The 14,546-nt window shown below is 66.2% G+C and carries 14 protein-coding genes; 4 read left to right on the top strand and 10 right to left on the bottom strand.

Features of this window, described 5'->3' with window-relative positions; translation table 11 throughout:
- Positions 1-28: 28 nt before the first annotated feature.
- Together pheT and pheS are read right to left on the bottom strand one after the other, a co-directional pair.
- Entirely contained in the window at positions 29-2,566 is a 2,538-nt protein-coding gene (pheT, locus tag LOC56_RS15220) for a phenylalanine--tRNA ligase subunit beta (protein ID WP_229953117.1), read from the bottom strand.
- On the bottom strand, positions 2,567-3,664 hold the full coding sequence (pheS, locus tag LOC56_RS15225) for a phenylalanine--tRNA ligase subunit alpha (RefSeq protein WP_229953118.1): 1,098 nt from the start codon (positions 3,662-3,664) through the stop codon (positions 2,567-2,569). It abuts the gene before it with no gap.
- Positions 3,665-3,767: 103 nt separating this feature from the next.
- On the opposite strand from pheS, the gene LOC56_RS15230 reads away from it, so the two are divergent.
- Positions 3,768-4,265, top strand: a complete 498-nt coding sequence (locus LOC56_RS15230; RefSeq protein ID WP_229953119.1) for a hypothetical protein — start codon at positions 3,768-3,770, stop codon at positions 4,263-4,265.
- Positions 4,266-4,303: 38 nt separating this feature from the next.
- Positions 4,304-5,446, top strand: a complete 1,143-nt coding sequence (locus tag LOC56_RS15235; RefSeq protein WP_442860113.1) for an Rv2578c family radical SAM protein — start codon at positions 4,304-4,306, stop codon at positions 5,444-5,446.
- On the opposite strand, the gene LOC56_RS15240 is transcribed toward LOC56_RS15235, so the two are convergent.
- Positions 5,443-5,922 carry a (deoxy)nucleoside triphosphate pyrophosphohydrolase gene (locus LOC56_RS15240; protein WP_229953121.1) on the bottom strand — a complete coding sequence of 160 codons (480 nt, stop codon included), beginning with the start codon at positions 5,920-5,922 and terminating at the stop codon, positions 5,443-5,445. The two genes, LOC56_RS15235 and LOC56_RS15240, sit on opposite strands and share 4 nt — an antisense overlap.
- A 9-nt stretch (positions 5,923-5,931) precedes the next feature.
- Positions 5,932-6,744: a putative protein N(5)-glutamine methyltransferase gene (locus LOC56_RS15245; protein WP_229953122.1), complete on the bottom strand. Its 813-nt coding sequence runs from the start codon at positions 6,742-6,744 to the stop codon at positions 5,932-5,934.
- Between the two features lie 212 nt (positions 6,745-6,956).
- Between LOC56_RS15245 and LOC56_RS15250 the strand changes: the two genes are divergently transcribed.
- Positions 6,957-8,210, top strand: a complete 1,254-nt coding sequence (locus tag LOC56_RS15250) for an MFS transporter (RefSeq protein ID WP_229953123.1) — start codon at positions 6,957-6,959, stop codon at positions 8,208-8,210.
- Here LOC56_RS15250 and LOC56_RS15255 read toward each other — a convergent pair.
- The 5 genes from LOC56_RS15255 to infC all read right to left on the bottom strand — a co-directional run bounded on the left by LOC56_RS15255 (position 8,143) and on the right by infC (position 12,279).
- Positions 8,143-9,090, bottom strand: a complete 948-nt coding sequence (locus LOC56_RS15255) for a cation diffusion facilitator family transporter (RefSeq protein WP_229953124.1) — start codon at positions 9,088-9,090, stop codon at positions 8,143-8,145. The two genes, LOC56_RS15250 and LOC56_RS15255, sit on opposite strands and share 68 nt — an antisense overlap.
- Positions 9,091-9,234: 144 nt before the next feature.
- Positions 9,235-10,170 (bottom strand): TrmH family RNA methyltransferase, encoded by a 936-nt coding sequence (locus LOC56_RS15260; RefSeq protein ID WP_229953125.1) that lies wholly within the window; start codon positions 10,168-10,170, stop codon positions 9,235-9,237.
- Between the two features lie 18 nt (positions 10,171-10,188).
- Complete coding sequence (rplT, locus tag LOC56_RS15265; RefSeq protein ID WP_229953126.1) at positions 10,189-10,842, bottom strand: 50S ribosomal protein L20, sunset domain variant; 654 nt, start codon at positions 10,840-10,842, stop codon at positions 10,189-10,191.
- Positions 10,843-10,960: 118 nt separating this feature from the next.
- A complete protein-coding gene (gene rpmI, locus LOC56_RS15270) occupies positions 10,961-11,155 on the bottom strand; it encodes a 50S ribosomal protein L35 (RefSeq protein ID WP_146363238.1) in 195 nt (64 codons plus the stop codon).
- Between the two features lie 110 nt (positions 11,156-11,265).
- A complete protein-coding gene (gene infC, locus LOC56_RS15275) occupies positions 11,266-12,279 on the bottom strand; it encodes a translation initiation factor IF-3 (RefSeq protein WP_229953127.1) in 1,014 nt (337 codons plus the stop codon).
- Positions 12,280-12,668: 389 nt separating this feature from the next.
- On the opposite strand from infC, the gene LOC56_RS15280 reads away from it, so the two are divergent.
- Complete coding sequence (locus LOC56_RS15280) at positions 12,669-13,097, top strand: DUF1844 domain-containing protein (protein ID WP_229953128.1); 429 nt, start codon at positions 12,669-12,671, stop codon at positions 13,095-13,097.
- Between the two features lie 119 nt (positions 13,098-13,216).
- On the opposite strand, the gene LOC56_RS15285 is transcribed toward LOC56_RS15280, so the two are convergent.
- Positions 13,217-14,527, bottom strand: coding sequence for an MFS transporter (locus tag LOC56_RS15285; RefSeq protein WP_229953129.1), 1,311 nt, complete (start codon positions 14,525-14,527; stop codon positions 13,217-13,219).
- Positions 14,528-14,546: the final 19 nt, after the last annotated feature.

Genomic DNA, 14,546 nt, shown 5'->3' on the forward strand with positions numbered 1-14,546 from the left:
GCGGGGCCTGCTGGTTGGTTGGATAAACCTAGCGCTGAACGGCACCGAACCGTTCGGCGGCCAGGGCGACGGCGGCCGCCCGCGCCTCGGAGGCTTCGTCCGCGGTCAGCGTCCGGTCCGGTGCGCGGAAGCGCAGCGCGAACGCGAGCGACTTGTGCCCGGGCTCAATGCCCTGGCCTGCGTAGACGTCGAACAGTGCCACGTCTTCGAGCAGTTCCCCGGCACCCTCGCGCAGCGCCTCGCGGACCTGCTCGGCGGGAACATCCTCCGCCACCACCAGCGCCACGTCCTGGGTGGAAATGGGGAAGCTGGAAATCGGTCGGGCCACGATGACGTCGGGGGCGGCGTCGAAGATCGCATCCACGTTCAGTTCCGCAGCCACCGTGCGGGCGGGCATGTCCCGTGCAGCCAGGAGCTTGGGGTGCAGTTCGCCGGCGTAGCCCACGGTTTCTCCGCTGCGCAGGGCAATGCGTGCGGTGCGGCCCGGGTGGAACGCCTGGTGGGTACCCTGTTCCACCACGAGTTCCACACCCAGGACGTCACCCATCAGCTTGGCGAAGTCGACGGCGTCGGCCCAGTCCCAGGCGCGCGGCGTGTTGCCGGCGCCGGGGGCGGATTCGTGGCCGGCCAGCAGGACACCTACGTGCAGCGGCTGATCCGGAATCCCGGCGTACAGCTCATCGAGGACGTCGTCGGACGGCTTGGCGCCCAGCGGCGGGATGCTCTCCGTACCCAGGTGCTCGCCGGGCAGGAAGACCGTGCCGGATTCGAACAGGGCCAGATCCCGGAAGCCGCGCGACATGTTGCGCTTGGCCACCTCGAACAAGCCGGGCAGCACCGAGGTGCGCAGGTAGCCGTATTCGGCGCTGAGCGGGTTGGCCAGCTTGAGCGCAGACCGCGTGCCTTCGGGTGCACCGAAGGTGTTGTTGTCCGCCTCGGTCACAAACGGGTAGGCCAGCACCTCGGTAAGTCCGGCGGCCGCAAGGGACTGCATCAGGCGGCGGCGCTGCTGCTGCAGACGGGTGAGGCCGCGTCCGGGAGGGGCCACCGGCAGGGTGGACGGGATCTTGTCGTAGCCCACCAAGCGGATGATTTCCTCGGTGAGGTCCTCGCGGGTCTCCAGGTCGGGGCGCCAGCTCGGGGGCGTGACCAGGTAGCCGTCGTCGGTCTTCTCGACCGTGGCACCCAGATCCTCGAGCGTGCCGGCGATCTGGGACTCGGTGAAGTCCAGGCCGATCAGCCGGGCGGGGAACTGTGCAGGCAGTTCGATGCGGCGCGGCGCGGGGGCCGTGCCGACGTCGGTGATGGACTCGTCGGCCGTGCCGCCGGCGAGTTCCACCAGCAGATCCACCGCACGCTGCGCAGCGACGTCCGCCACGTTCCAGTCCACGCCGCGCTCGAAGCGCTTGGATGCTTCGGAGGGCAGCTTATGCCGGCGCCGGGAGCGGGCGATGCTGACTTCCTCGAAGTGGGCGGCTTCGATCAGGACGTTCTGGGTTCCGTCGGCAACCTCGGTGGCGGCTCCGCCCATCACGCCGGCGATGCCGATGGCACCGGAGCCGTCCGTAATCAGCAGGTCCTCCGGGGAGAGCCGGCGTTCCTTCTCGTCCAGGGTTTTCAGGGTTTCGCCCTGGGCTGCGCGGCGCACCACGATCTCGCCGGTGAGCTTATCCAGATCGTAGAAGTGCAGCGGCTGGCCGAGCTCGAGCATCACGTAGTTGGAAATGTCGACCACGAGCGAGATGGACCGCATGCCTGCCAGGCGCAGGCGGGAGGACATCCACGGCGGGGTGGGCCGGGAGGTGTCCACACCGCGGACGGTCCGGGCCACAAAGCGGTCGCAGCCGGGATTGCCGTAGATAGGCGCGGCGTCGTCGAGCCGTACCGGGTAGCCGTTGCCGTCTGCCTGCGGAACAACGACGGCGGCAGCCGGGTCGGTGAACTTGGTGCCTGTGGCGTGGGCGTATTCGCGGGCGGCGCCCCGGATGGAGAAGACGTAACCGCGGTCAGGGGTGACGTTGATTTCCGCCGCCTGGTCGTACAGGCCCAGGAGCTCCATCGCGTCCGTGCCCACCTCGGGGTCCAGACCCAGGGTGGAAAGCACCAGGATGCCGTCATGGTCCTCGCCGATGCCGAGTTCACGGACGGAGGCAATCATGCCTGCCGAAACGTGGCCGTAGGTCTTGCGCGGGCTGATGCGGAAGTCTCCGGGCAGCACGGCACCGGGCAGGGTGACAACAACCTTGTCCCCCACCTTGAAGTTGTGTGCACCGCAGACGATGCCCTGCACGCCGGAGGGGTCGATGCCCTTGCCGGTCAGGGTCTGCTCGGCGCCTTCCGGCACCACACGGACCGAGCACCAGTTGATGGTCTTGCCGTTGCTCTGCGCCTCCGGCTCCATGCTGAGCACCTGGCCCACCACGATCGGGCCCTGCAGCTCATCCGTGGGACGGTGAACGTCTTCTTCTTCGAGGCCGACCTTCACGAGGTCTTCCATTACGTCTTCGGCGGTTGCGTCCGCCGGCACCTGGGCATACTCGCGCAGCCAGGAAAGTGGGATTCTCACTTAGATCTCCATCCCGAAGTGTTCGCTGAAACGTACGTCGCCTTCAATCATTTCGTGCATGTCCGAAACCTCGTTGCGGAACATGAGGGCACGGTCAATGCCCATGCCGAAGGCAAAACCTGTGTAGACCTCGGGGTCGATCCCGGCGGCGCGGAGCACGTTGGGGTTGACCATGCCGCAGCCGCCCCATTCGATCCAGCGCGGGCCGCCCTTTGCGCCCGGGTGCCAGATGTCCAGCTCGGCGCTGGGCTCGGTGAAGGGGAAGTAGTTCGGCCGCAGCCGGACCTTCGCCTCATCGCCGAAAAGGACACGGGTGAAGTGTTCAAGGGTGCCGACCAGGTCAGCCATGGTCAGGCCCTTGTCGATGGCCAGGCCCTCGAACTGGTGGAAGACCGGGGTGTGTGTGGCGTCCAGCTCGTCGGTGCGGAACACCTTGCCGGGGCACAGCACGTAAATCGGCAGGTCCCGCTCCAGCATGGAGCGGACCTGCACCGGAGAGGTGTGCGTCCGCATCACCAGGTGCGCCTCGGGCGGCTCCACGAAGAACGTGTCCTGCATTTCCCGGGCCGGGTGGTCCGGCTTGAAGTTCAGTGCGTCGAAGTTGAACCACTCGGATTCAACCTCGGGGCCTTCCGCGATTTCCCAGCCCATGCCGACGAACACATCGGCCACCCGGTCCTGCAGGGTCGAGATGGGATGCCGGCCGCCGATGTGACGGCGGCGGGGAGCTGCCGTGACGTCCACGGCCTCTTCGACGAGGATCCGGGCGTCCCGCTCCGCTTCGAGTTCAACGGTGCGGGCGGCGAGCGCGGAGTTGATCCGGCCGCGGGCGGGGCCCACGAGCTTGCCTGCTGCGGCCTTCTGCTCCTTGGGGAGCTTGCCGATGGTCCGGTTCGCTCCGCTCAGCGGCGACTTCTCGCCGGTGACGGCAATCCGGACCTCCTTGAGCTCGCTCAAGTCCGCGGCAGCGGCAATGGCGGCGAGCGCCTGCTCGACGGCGGCGGCTATGGCGGCTTCATCCAGCGGATTCGGCGGCTCGGGCTGGGTGCCCTCAGGGGAAGTATCTGGGGAACCGGTCCCCGGTGTGGAGTTAGACATGTACTGTTCTTACCTGTTTCCGGCCCTAGTTGGGTTCTGGCTTATCATTGCAAGTCTAGTAGACGCCCCCGACCGGGCCGTCATACTGCCGCAGGGAGGTGCCATGCCGTCCGTACCGATCGTTCCCCGCCCGTACGCAGTCTCCATCCGCCGCTGGATCAACCTGCTGAATCTCTCCACCCCTGCGGGTCTGCTGCTGGCACGAGCCACCGGGTGCAGCATCACCCCGGGTCCGCAGAAGACCACCCTCGCCGGGGACTACCCTCTTCCCCTCCCCCGTGCGGCCGCCTTCACCGTCGGCAACGTGGTCCTCTACCGTTCCTCCTCTGCCCGCCGTATCCAGGCGCCGGACAGCCCGCTGCTGCGCCACGAGATCCGCCACAGCTCGCAGTACGCGCTCCTGGGTCCGTTCTTCCTGCCGGCGTACTTCGCCGCCTCCGCCCTGTCCCGCACCTTCGCCGGGGATCCGGCGTCGGCGAATCCGTTTGAACGGCTGGCAGGACTGCGCGACGGCGGCTACCGTCCGAACCCCGGAAGGCCGCGGCGGCGTCCCCGGGCCGCCGGTCCGGGCCGACCCGGCCGCCCCTTCCGCAGCAGATAGAGCTATTCCTTTATTCGAACATATGTTCTAATAAAGGAATGAGGTGGCAAGGTCAGGAACTAAATGCACCGTCCGCGCAGGGCGACGATCGCCGCACGGGAGAGGTTCCAGGTTCCATGCCTTTGGAAGCTGCCGGCCCGGCGGCATCCGATTCGGTGCTGCCCCTTCCTGCGGGGCCCGGCACCACCGATCCCCTGATTCCGCTGCAGGGCCTGGTCCGCTCCGTACGCACCCCGGACTTTGCCGGCGTGACCTTCCACGAGGTCCTGGCCAAGTCGGTACTGAACAAGGTGGGCGGCGGCTCGAACATGCCCTTTGAATGGACCGTCAACCCGTACCGCGGCTGCAGCCATGCCTGCGTTTACTGCTTCGCCCGCAAAACCCACACCTACCTGGATATGGACAGCGGCGCAGATTTCGACAGCCAGCTGGTGGTCAAGGTCAATGCTGCCGAGGTGCTGCGGCGGGAACTCGCCCGGCCCTCCTGGCAGCACCACCATGTGGCCATGGGAACCAACACTGATCCCTATCAGCGCGCCGAGGGCCGCTACAAGCTGATGCCAGGCATCATCCGTGCCCTGGCGGACAGCGGCACCCCGTTCTCTATATTGACCAAGGGCACCCTGCTGGCTCGGGACATCCCGCTCCTGAAGGAAGCCTCCGCACAGACCGAGATCGGGATGGGCATTTCACTGGCGCTGGTGGACCCGGAACTGGCCAAGCGGGCGGAACCGGGAACGCCCACACCCCGTGCACGGCTGGAGCTGATCAGCCGCCTCCGCGACGCCGGCCTGCCGTGTTCGGTCATGGCCATGCCCATCCTGCCGTGGCTCACCGACGGCGATGAATCCCTGGACGCCCTATTCTCCGCGCTCGCTGCTGCCGGGGCCACGGGTGTCACGGCGGGAGCACTGCACCTGCGCCCCGGAGCCCGCGAGTGGTACCTGCAGTTCCTGGCCCGGCACTACCCGGAGCTCTCCGGCAAGTACGCCGGCCTGTACGGCAAGGGCACCTACGCATCCAAGGAATACCGCGACTGGCTGGCCGGGCGGATCCGCTTCTTCAAAGCCAAGTACGGCTTCACCGGCGGCGCCCGGTTCCTGCGGCCGACGGGGGAAACGGCTCCCGGAGAGGGAAGGCCGGACGCCGCACCGGCTGCCGGCCAAGAGGCACTGTTCTAGCTCCCGGCAGCGACCGTTTGCTGCAGGGCGGTAACGATGGGCAGGTCAGCCGGTATCCAGGGCAGCTCCATCAGTGCCTTTTCGGTGAGGTCCACCCAGCGAAGCTCGTCGTGGTCTTCCAACGGCTCGGGTGTCCCGTCGGTGACTTCTGCCAGCCACACGCGCATTGCGGCGGAACTGTTGAGCGGCCAGCCCTGCGCCAAGGGGCCGGGGACTTCAGCACCCAACTCGACCCGGATCCCCAGCTCCTCAGCCAGTTCGCGGTGCAGCGCCTCCGTGCAGCCTTCCCCGGGTTCCACCTTTCCGCCCGGAAACTCCCATAATCCGGCGAGCGCTTCGGGGGCGCTTCGGCGCGCTGCCAGGAGTTTCGAGGGCCGAACGAGGGAATCCAGGACCGCGGCGCCCACCACCTGCACGCTGGGCGATAAACGGGGAGCCGCCGTACCGGACTGGCTGGAGTTCTCTTGAGAATGCATCCACCGAGCTTAACCGGTTTGCCCGATTCCCTTCGTCCTCCGGAGCGGTGCACTGCCCACGGCAACCGTGGCATCTGTTTCCTCATCCCGGAGAATCTGCGGGGACAGTCCTGCCGCAGCAAGCAGCCCGTCCACGGCGGCGGCCTGTTCCTCGCTGCATTCGATCAGGACTTTCCCCCGGGAGCCTAGCCACTGCGGAGCTTCGCTGATGATGCGTCCCACCGTATCGAGTCCGTCCCGGCCGCCGTCGAAGGTGACGGCAGGCTCGTAGTTCCGTGCTTCGCGCGGCAGCGTGCCCAACGCCGCGGTGGGGACGTAGGGTGCGTTGGCAACAACGAGGTCGACCCGCCCGCGCAGCTCGCCGGGCAGCGCCAGAAAGAGGTTCCCCTGCAGGACGGAGGCCTGCGGAAGATTGCGGCGGGCACATGCGACTGCTTCCGGATGAAGGTCGACGGCATATATCCGGCAGTCCGGTACGGCCGCCGAGATTACCATCGCGACCGCCCCCGATCCGCAGCACAGCTCCACCACCAGGGCTGTACTCCGTCCTGCAAGCACATGGACAGCCTGTGCGGCCAGGAACTCCGTACGCCGCCGCGGAACAAACACTCCCGGCCGCAGTGCCACCCGGAGACCTCCGAAAGACGCCCAGCCAAGAATCTGTTCCAGCGGCTGTCCGTCCAGCCGCCGGGCCACCATAAGCTCCAGCACCCCTGCGCCGGGGGCGTCCGACAGCAGCAGGAGCGCTTCTTCTTCGGCGAAGACGCACCCTGCATCCCGCAGGCGGGACACCAGCCCCTCGGGAATTTCACGGCTCTGCACGCGTTAACCGTGACAGGCCGACACTGCCGGCACCAGTCCCCCGTTCTACCGGCCACACCCCCTCCCGCAGCAGGGAACCTTCTCCGTGCACAGCTGTGCACTAGGCTTGAGGGGACGAAGCCGTCCCGGCGTCCGGCAGGAGCATTTCCTGCTCGTTGACCGTGAACGCCGTCCGCAGCGGCACAGCCGCATCCCCACTCCTGAAAGCGAACATGTCCCGGAGCACCACCGCGCCCATTTCATTGTCCGGCCAGCGCACACCCGGCAACCGCCGTACCACCGCTGCCAAGGCCATAGTCGCCTTGGCCGTGGGCAGTTTCGCGATCGGCACCACTGAATTCAGCATTATGGGCCTGTTACAGGAGATGGTCGAAGACCTGGACATCTCCGTCCCCGCGGGCGGCCATGTGATCTCTGCCTACGCAATGGGCGTTGTGGTGGGGGCTCCCGTGCTTGCGGCACTCGGAGCCCGGATGCCCCGCAAGACCCTGGTACTGGGCCTGATGCTCTTCTTCGCCCTGAGCAACTTATCTTCGTTCTTTGCCGGGGATTACTCCTGGCTGCTTTTCACCCGATTCCTGTCGGGGCTCCCGCACGGCGCCTTCTTCGGCGTTGCAGCGGTTATTGCCGCATCGCTGGTGGCACCGACGCGCCGGGCCTGGGCCATCTCGATGGTCATGCTGGGGCTGAGCATCGCCAACGTTATAGGAGTCCCTTTTGCGACCTGGCTGGGACAGCAGGCAGGGTGGCGGTGGATGTTCGTCCTGGTGGCGGGCATCGGTCTCCTGAGCGTTGCCATGGTGGCCCGTTTCGTCCCGTACCAGGCACCCCTGGCCGGTGCCAGCATCAAGGGTGAGCTTAGCGCCCTCGGACGTACCCAGGTGTGGCTGGCCTTGTTGGTAGGAACGGTCGGTTTCGGCGGATTCTTCGCCGTGTATTCCTACATCGCGCCCACCATGACCGAGGTGGCAGGCATCTCCGAGAACGTACTGCCCGTCGTCGTCGGGCTCTACGGCGTGGGTCAGGTGATCGGCAACGTGGCCGGCGGACGGCTGGCCGATATCAATGTCATGGGCAGCATCTACGCGATCCTGGGCGGCACGGTGGTAATCCTGCTGGCCTACGCGTGGGCGGTGCAGTACGCCGTGACCGCCATGGTGCTGGTTTTCCTGGTCGGGGTGATCGGCTCAATGCTGACGCCGCCGCTGCAGACCAGGCTGCTGGATGTTTCGCCGGGTGCCGAGTCACTGGCATCGTCACTGAACCATGCGGCCCTGAACCTGGCCAATGCGCTGGGAGCGCTGCTGGGCGGCGTCGTTATTGCCTGGGGCTGGGGGTACCGCTCCCCCGCTGTGGTGGGAGCGGTACTCGCCCTGCTTGGTCTGGCTATTGCGCTGATCAGCGGGTCCCTTGACCGGCGTCCTGCGCGTTCTTCGAAGCAAATACATCAGGCTCCAGGTAAATAGCGGTAGCGATCGGCACTGCGGCGCGGATCCGCGCCTCCGCAGCGTTGATGCCGTCGGCAATCTCCTGCCCGGTATCGCTCTTGGCCATGGTGATCTTGGCGGCCACAAGCAGTTCCTCCGGACCCAGGTGCAGGGTCTTGAGGTGGATGATGCGCGTTTCGGGGTCTTCCTGGATGGCAGCTTCAATCCGGCGCACGTCGGCCTGCGTTGCAGACTCACCGAGCAGCAGGGACTTCGTCTCCATGCCCAGGATCACGGCAATAACGACCAGCAGCACACCGATCATGGCCGTGCCCAGCGCATCCCAGATGCCGTTGTGGGTCAGCAGGGTCATGCTCACGCCGAACAGGGCGAAGACCAGGCCAAGGAGGGCACCCAGGTCTTCGAGCAGGACAACGGGCAGTTCCGGTGCCTTGGCGGTACGGACGAACTGCTTCCAGCTCTGCTTGCCGCGCGTATGGTTCGATTCCCTGATGGCCGTGCGGAAGGAGAACGCTTCGGCAATGATGGCACCGACGAGCACTGCCAGCGGTACCCACCACCAGCGGCCCTCGATCGGGTGCGGATCCTGCCACTTGTGGTACGCCTCGTAGAGGGCGAACAGTCCGCCGGCGCTGAAGAGGACGATGGAGACGATGAACGCGTAAACGTAGCGTTCCCGGCCGTAACCGAAGGGGTGGTCGGGACTGGCCTGGCGCCGTGCGCGTTTGCCGCCCACGAGCAGCAGTGCCTGGTTGCCGGAGTCGGCAACCGAGTGGATAGCCTCCGCGAGCATGGAGGATGAACGCGTTAAGGCGAAGGCAATGAACTTCATGACCGCAATGGCCAGGTTGGCGCTCAGCGCCGCGATAATCGCCTTATTACCGCCGCTGGCAGCCATATAAGACCCGCTTCTCGTTGTACTTGGATTGGCTGGTTCAGCTGTCCGGAGACAACTGTTACCAATACGCTATGGGAGAAGTTCTGCCGGGAAAAGACGGCGCTGCGGTTTGCTGCCAGCGCGGTTTGCGGGGGAACCGGCGGGTTACCCGTTCTGTGCGCGCGCGGAGGCGTAGAGGCACACAGTTGCGGCCGTGCCGACGTTCAGGCTCTCAGCCCGGCCGTAGAGCGGGACAGCGACGCGGTGGTCCGCTGCGGCCAGTTCCGCATCGGACAGGCCCTGAGCCTCGTTGCCGAAGAGCCATGCTGTGGGCTGCTCAAGCTGCGGAAGAGCCGCCTCTGCGGCTGCGTCCTCCCCCTCGGAGCGGGAACCGCCGGCGGCCGCGGCTCCGCCGAAGCGGCGCACCGCGCTCAGGTCCTGCAGCCGGTCCAGATTGACGTTGCCGTAACCGTCGGCGGCCAGGACCGTGACTCCTGCCGCCTGCAGGGCGTTGATAACCTCGGCGAAGTCTGCGCCTGTAACCACCGGCAGGTGAAAGAGCGACCCTGCGGTGGAACGCACCGCTTTGGGATTGTAGATGTCCACGCTGGACGCCGTGAGCACTACGGCGTCCGCACCGGCGGAATCCGCTGCCCGCAGCACAGTGCCCGCATTGCCTGGATCCCGCACCTCGCACAACACGGCAACGAGCTTCGCCCCCGAGGCGAGGACATCCTCGAGCGTGGCCGTGGAGGTCTGGCATACAGCCACGATCCCCTGCGGGGAAACGGTGTCAGCCATGGCGGCCAGGACTTCGTCGGTGGCCAGTCGGAGCATCACGCCAGAGGCCAGATCAGCCAGCTCGGGCAGACGATCCAGGCAGGCCTCGGTGGCATAGACCTCGTGGACGACGGCGGGACCGCCGTCGACCGCGGCCGCACGGTGCGCGGAAAGCGCCTCCCGTACGGCCTGCGGACCTTCGGCCAGGAAGCGGCCGGTTTTTAAGCGCGAAGAGCGCCCGGCAAGCTTCGCTACATCACGGACCCGATCGGCTCGGGGGTTGGACATAAGCGGTGCCTGCGGGCGCCCTTCAAGGTTCATCGGCTTGGAGGAACCGACTTAGCCCTGGAACTTCTGGCGGGATTCTCCGCCAGCAGGCTCCAGGCCTGCAGCCTTGGCTGCTTCAACGGAGTTGAACCAGTACTCGGCAACGGTCTGCTCGTACCAGGTGGAACCCGGAACGTGGTACTTGCCCGAACCCAGGTTGCCCTTGATGACGAAGCCTTCCGGGGCGTCGCCCTCGGAAGCCTTGAAGCCGCCCTGAGCGGTGGCAACAGCAGCAGCCGGCTTTTCAGCGGCGGCCGGAGCAGCAGCCTTGGCAACCGGAGCGGCGGCGACGGCCGGAGCCGAGGTGTCGGACGGCAGTGCGTCCTTGGCAAGCTGGACCAGTGCGGCGAAGGCAGCAGCGTCATTGACGGCCAGTTCAGCCAGCATGCGGCGGTCAACCTGGATCTCGGCCAGCTTCAGGCCCTGGATCAGGCGGTTGTAGGTCAGGCCGTTGGCGCGGGAAGCAGCGTTGATGCGCTGGATCCACAGGCGGCGGAAGTCGCCCTTGCGCTTGCGGCGGTCGCCGTAGCTGTACACAAACGAGTGCAGCAGCTGCTCTTTGGCCTTACGGACCAGGCGCGAACGCTGTCCGCGGTAACCCTTGGCGCGCTCGAGAATAACCCGACGCTTCTTGTGGGCGTTAAGCGCCCGCTTCACACGTGCCACGTGCGTACTCCTTTTGGTAAATCTCCCCGACTTCAAAAAAGTCTCTGCACCTGTAAACCCAGGCGGGGAAAGCTTGATGGGTGACGCCGGCCCGGACGGGACGGCTATCGGGGACTGGCTAGATGCCGAGCATCTTCTTGATGACCTTGGCGTCCGCCGGTGCCACGAGCTTGTCGTTGGCGAGGCGGCGGGTCAGCGTGGAAGGCTTGTGCTCCAGGTAGTGGCGGCGGTTAGCCTGCTGGCGCTTGAGCTTGCCGGTACCGGTCAGCTTGAAGCGCTTCTTGGCGCCACTGTGGGTCTTCATCTTCGGCATGTCTACCGATCTCCTTTAGGTTTCCGCGGGCAGGCCCGCGGGGCTTCGGACACCTTTGCGGGTGCCAGGGCTTATTACTGGACGCCGGAACGAGGCGCAGTGCAGTGAAACTACTCTGCAGTTCCGGGCTTGTTCTGGCCGGTGGTCCCCCGCGAGGAGGACGGCTTGCCGGCAGGCTTCGGTGCTGCGGCAGGCTTGGGCCGGGCTGCAGGCTTCGGCGCAGGCTTTGCAGCCGTCGGCTTCGGAACCGCTGCAGGCTTGGGCGCTGCGGCAGGCTTCGCTGCTTCTGCCGGCTTCGCGGGCTCGGCCGGCTGGGCGGGAGCGGCAGCTTCAGCGGCAGGCGCTGCGGCCGGCCTGCTGGCTGCTGCCACACGGCGTGCCTCGGTTGCAGCCTTTTCGGCAGCTGCAGCCCTGGCCCGCTTTGCGGCCTGTTCCTTTTCAGCCTGCTCCTGCTCTGCACGGGCCTTGTCGGCAGCTTCAGCGGAGGAACCCAAACGCAGTCCGTCCGGAAGCAGGTCCGCGAGGCTCTGCGTCATAGGAGCAGCCTTCTCGGAGGTGTTCACCCGTTCGGGTGCCTCTCCGTTCTTCACTGCCTCGTTCGCTGCCTTGGCATCGGCGCGCTGGGTTGCCCGTCGCGCTTCTGCCTTGGCCTCGGCCTTGTTCTTCACCGGGCCAATGACCATGACCATGTTGCGGCCGTCGATACGCGGGGTGGACTCAACCACACCCACCTCGGCAACATCCTCAGCGAACTTGTTCAGCAGCTTCATGCCCATTTCGGGGCGCTGCTGTTCACGTCCACGGAACTGGATCATGGCCTTGACCTTGTCACCGGCGGCCAGGAAGCGCATGGCGTGTCCGCGCTTGGTTTCGTAGTCGTGGGTGTCGATCTTCAGGCGGAAGCGGATTTCCTTCAGAACGGTGTTCGTCTGGTTCTTCCGGGCTTCGCGTGCCTTGACGGCGGCTTCGTACTTGTACTTGCCGAAGTCCATTAGTTTGCACACCGGAGGCTTCGCCTGCGGTGCTACCTCAACAAGATCCAGGTCAGACTCGGCAGCCAGACGAAGCGCGTCCTCAATCCGGACCACTCCGACCTGCTCACCCGCCGGACCTACCAGCCGCACCTCGGGGACGCGGATCCGATCATTGATTCTTGGCTCGCTAATGTTGCAGCTCCTGTGCTCTTCAAAACGGCTACCGCCTGCAAATGAAGAAGGCCTCCAATTGCAAGCGCAATCGAAGGCCCTGTGGGGGTCGGCAGGAACTGCCCCGAAGCCAGTTCGAAGGCAGTTAGCTCCCGGAATAAACCGCAGTAGTACTGCAGCCCGTCCGGGGCCGACCTGAACCCGGCAACTCTGCCGCCAACGAGGGCGGTCAGGCTGACGCGGGTGGGAGGGGTCTCCGCTTGCATACCGGCGACGTAAGCTTCCAGGAGGAAAGTGTGATTTTCATCCCGCCCGTGATGGGCATTGAAAGTAACGACAACCAGTCGGTCTGTGACAAGCTTACCAGTATGAGTACCCCACAGAGCAATCCGGCAGGCGAAGCAACCCGCCACTCCTTCCCGGGAACACCAGCAGAGTCCGAATCTGCGGCAGCAGCACAGCAGGAAGTCGTCGAGCAGATGCGCGACATTGCCGAGGTGCCGGCCATCGAGGTCATTACGACGGCGGCCGTGCACCTGATGAGCGCAGCAGCCGTGAAGTGCGGCCTGGCCGAAGGCGATGACGCCGAGGAGCTCAAGGACCTGGACGAGGCCCGCAAGCTGATTACTGCCCTGGCCGGTTTTGTCACCGCCGCCGCTCCGGAGATCGGCAGCCAGCATGCCGGTCCGTTGCGCGATGGACTGCGTTCCCTGCAGCTGGCCTTCCGCGAAGCTTCCGTTATCCAGGATGCTCCGGGCAAGGGTCCGGGCGAAAAGTTCACCGGCCCCGTCAGCTAGGACTCCGTTCCTCCCCCACACCATTGATCCACCATTGATTGCCCGAAGGGCCTGACGCCGGCGGCTGCCGGTACCGTGGAATCCGCGGCAGGCCCTTCGGGCTTTTTCCTGCCCGGAACCTAGCGGACCGGTTCCGGGCGTCGGACGAACCACCGGACTGTAAGCGTCACCAGCGCCAGCAGGGCTGCGGAGCCGCCGGCCATCAGGAAGCCGGACCAGGGACCAATGACGTCGATGGCCAGACCTGCCACCGGCGCCCCCAAGGCGGTGCCGGCAGTCATTGACGAGCCGTACCACCCCATGGCTTCGCCCCGCCGTTCCTCCGACACGAGGTCAGCCACCCGCTCGGATGCCGAAGACAGCACCGGCGCACAGAGCAGACCCGCGGGAATTGAAAGCAGTGCGAGGCTGAGAGTGCTCGTGGCGAAGGCCATCGGCATGGTCAGGACGGCCATGGCCAGCAGAAGCAGCATCGGCGAGATCCGCCGGTTCATGGCTCCGTAGAGAATTCCGCCGACAGCCGACGCCGCACACCACGCGACGAACACGATGCCGACCTCGGACGGGTTTCCGCCGGCTTCCACCAGCGCCACAATGCCGACGTCCGTGCTGGACAGCAGCAGCCCCGCGCCGACGGAGACCGCAAAGACCACCGCCACGCTCGGGGTAAACCAGCCGAAGCTTCCCGCGAGGCCGTTTCGCAGCCTGCCGAACAGGTTCTGCGGCCCGCCCGGCAGGCCCGCACCGGTCAGTTCCATCGGTGCTTCCTGCACGTTTGCCGGGGCCACGGCGACGGCGGCGGCCGCAGCGGCATCCTGCTCGTCGGCGGCGGTCACGGCGTTCCTGGGTTCGGCGGTCCGGGTCGGCGGGTTGAACCAGATCAGGAGCAGTCCCGCTACTGCGGCGGACACCCCGACTGCGGTCAGTCCGATAACCGACGAGCGCGTTGCTATCACCGCACCCAGTGCAGGGCCCATCATGAAAATCAGCTCGGTGGCGATGGAATCCAGCGCGAAGGCGGTACGCCGCTGTTCGCCCGTGGCCAGCACGCCCAGCGACTGCCGCACGACACTGAAGACCGGAAGCGTGAACACGCCGCCGATCAGCGCCAGGACCAGCAGCCATTCGAAGCTGGCGTGCGGAGCAAGACTCCAGATGACTGCTTCGGCAATGACCGAGGGAATCAGGGCACGCCGCAGGCCCACGGTGTCCACGCGGCGGCCGCGCCAGGGGGCACCCACCGCGATGCCGATGGTGACGACGGCGGCAACGGCACCTGCCGCTGCGTAGCCCTTGTCCATGGTGTTGACCACGTGCAGGGTCAGCAGCACTCCGGCGGCGGAATGCGGGAAACGGGCGATCATCCCGATGAGCAGGACACGGCGGATAGGAGCTATCCGCAGCATCTCGCGGTACAGGCCAAAGTTCACGGCAGTTCTCTTCTGGCGG

The sequence above is a fragment of the Arthrobacter sp. zg-Y179 genome (genome assembly GCF_020907345.1).
Taxonomy (GTDB): domain Bacteria; phylum Actinomycetota; class Actinomycetes; order Actinomycetales; family Micrococcaceae; genus Arthrobacter_B; species Arthrobacter_B jinronghuae.

Bases quoted from the DNA above. Each gene is read 5' to 3' on its own strand.
- pheS (WP_229953118.1), bottom strand. From the start codon at position 3,664: ATGTCTAACTCCACACCGGGGACCGGTTCCCCAGATACTTCCCCTGAG.
- LOC56_RS15230 (WP_229953119.1), top strand. From the start codon at position 3,768: ATGCCGTCCGTACCGATCGTTCCCCGCCCGTACGCAGTCTCCATCCGC.
- LOC56_RS15235 (WP_442860113.1), top strand. From the start codon at position 4,304: ATGAGGTGGCAAGGTCAGGAACTAAATGCACCGTCCGCGCAGGGCGAC.
- LOC56_RS15240 (WP_229953121.1), bottom strand. From the start codon at position 5,922: ATGCATTCTCAAGAGAACTCCAGCCAGTCCGGTACGGCGGCTCCCCGT.
- LOC56_RS15250 (WP_229953123.1), top strand. From the start codon at position 6,957: ATGTCCCGGAGCACCACCGCGCCCATTTCATTGTCCGGCCAGCGCACA.
- LOC56_RS15255 (WP_229953124.1), bottom strand. From the start codon at position 9,090: ATGGCTGCCAGCGGCGGTAATAAGGCGATTATCGCGGCGCTGAGCGCC.
- LOC56_RS15260 (WP_229953125.1), bottom strand. From the start codon at position 10,170: ATGAACCTTGAAGGGCGCCCGCAGGCACCGCTTATGTCCAACCCCCGA.
- rpmI (WP_146363238.1), bottom strand. From the start codon at position 11,155: ATGCCGAAGATGAAGACCCACAGTGGCGCCAAGAAGCGCTTCAAGCTG.
- LOC56_RS15280 (WP_229953128.1), top strand. From the start codon at position 12,669: ATGAGTACCCCACAGAGCAATCCGGCAGGCGAAGCAACCCGCCACTCC.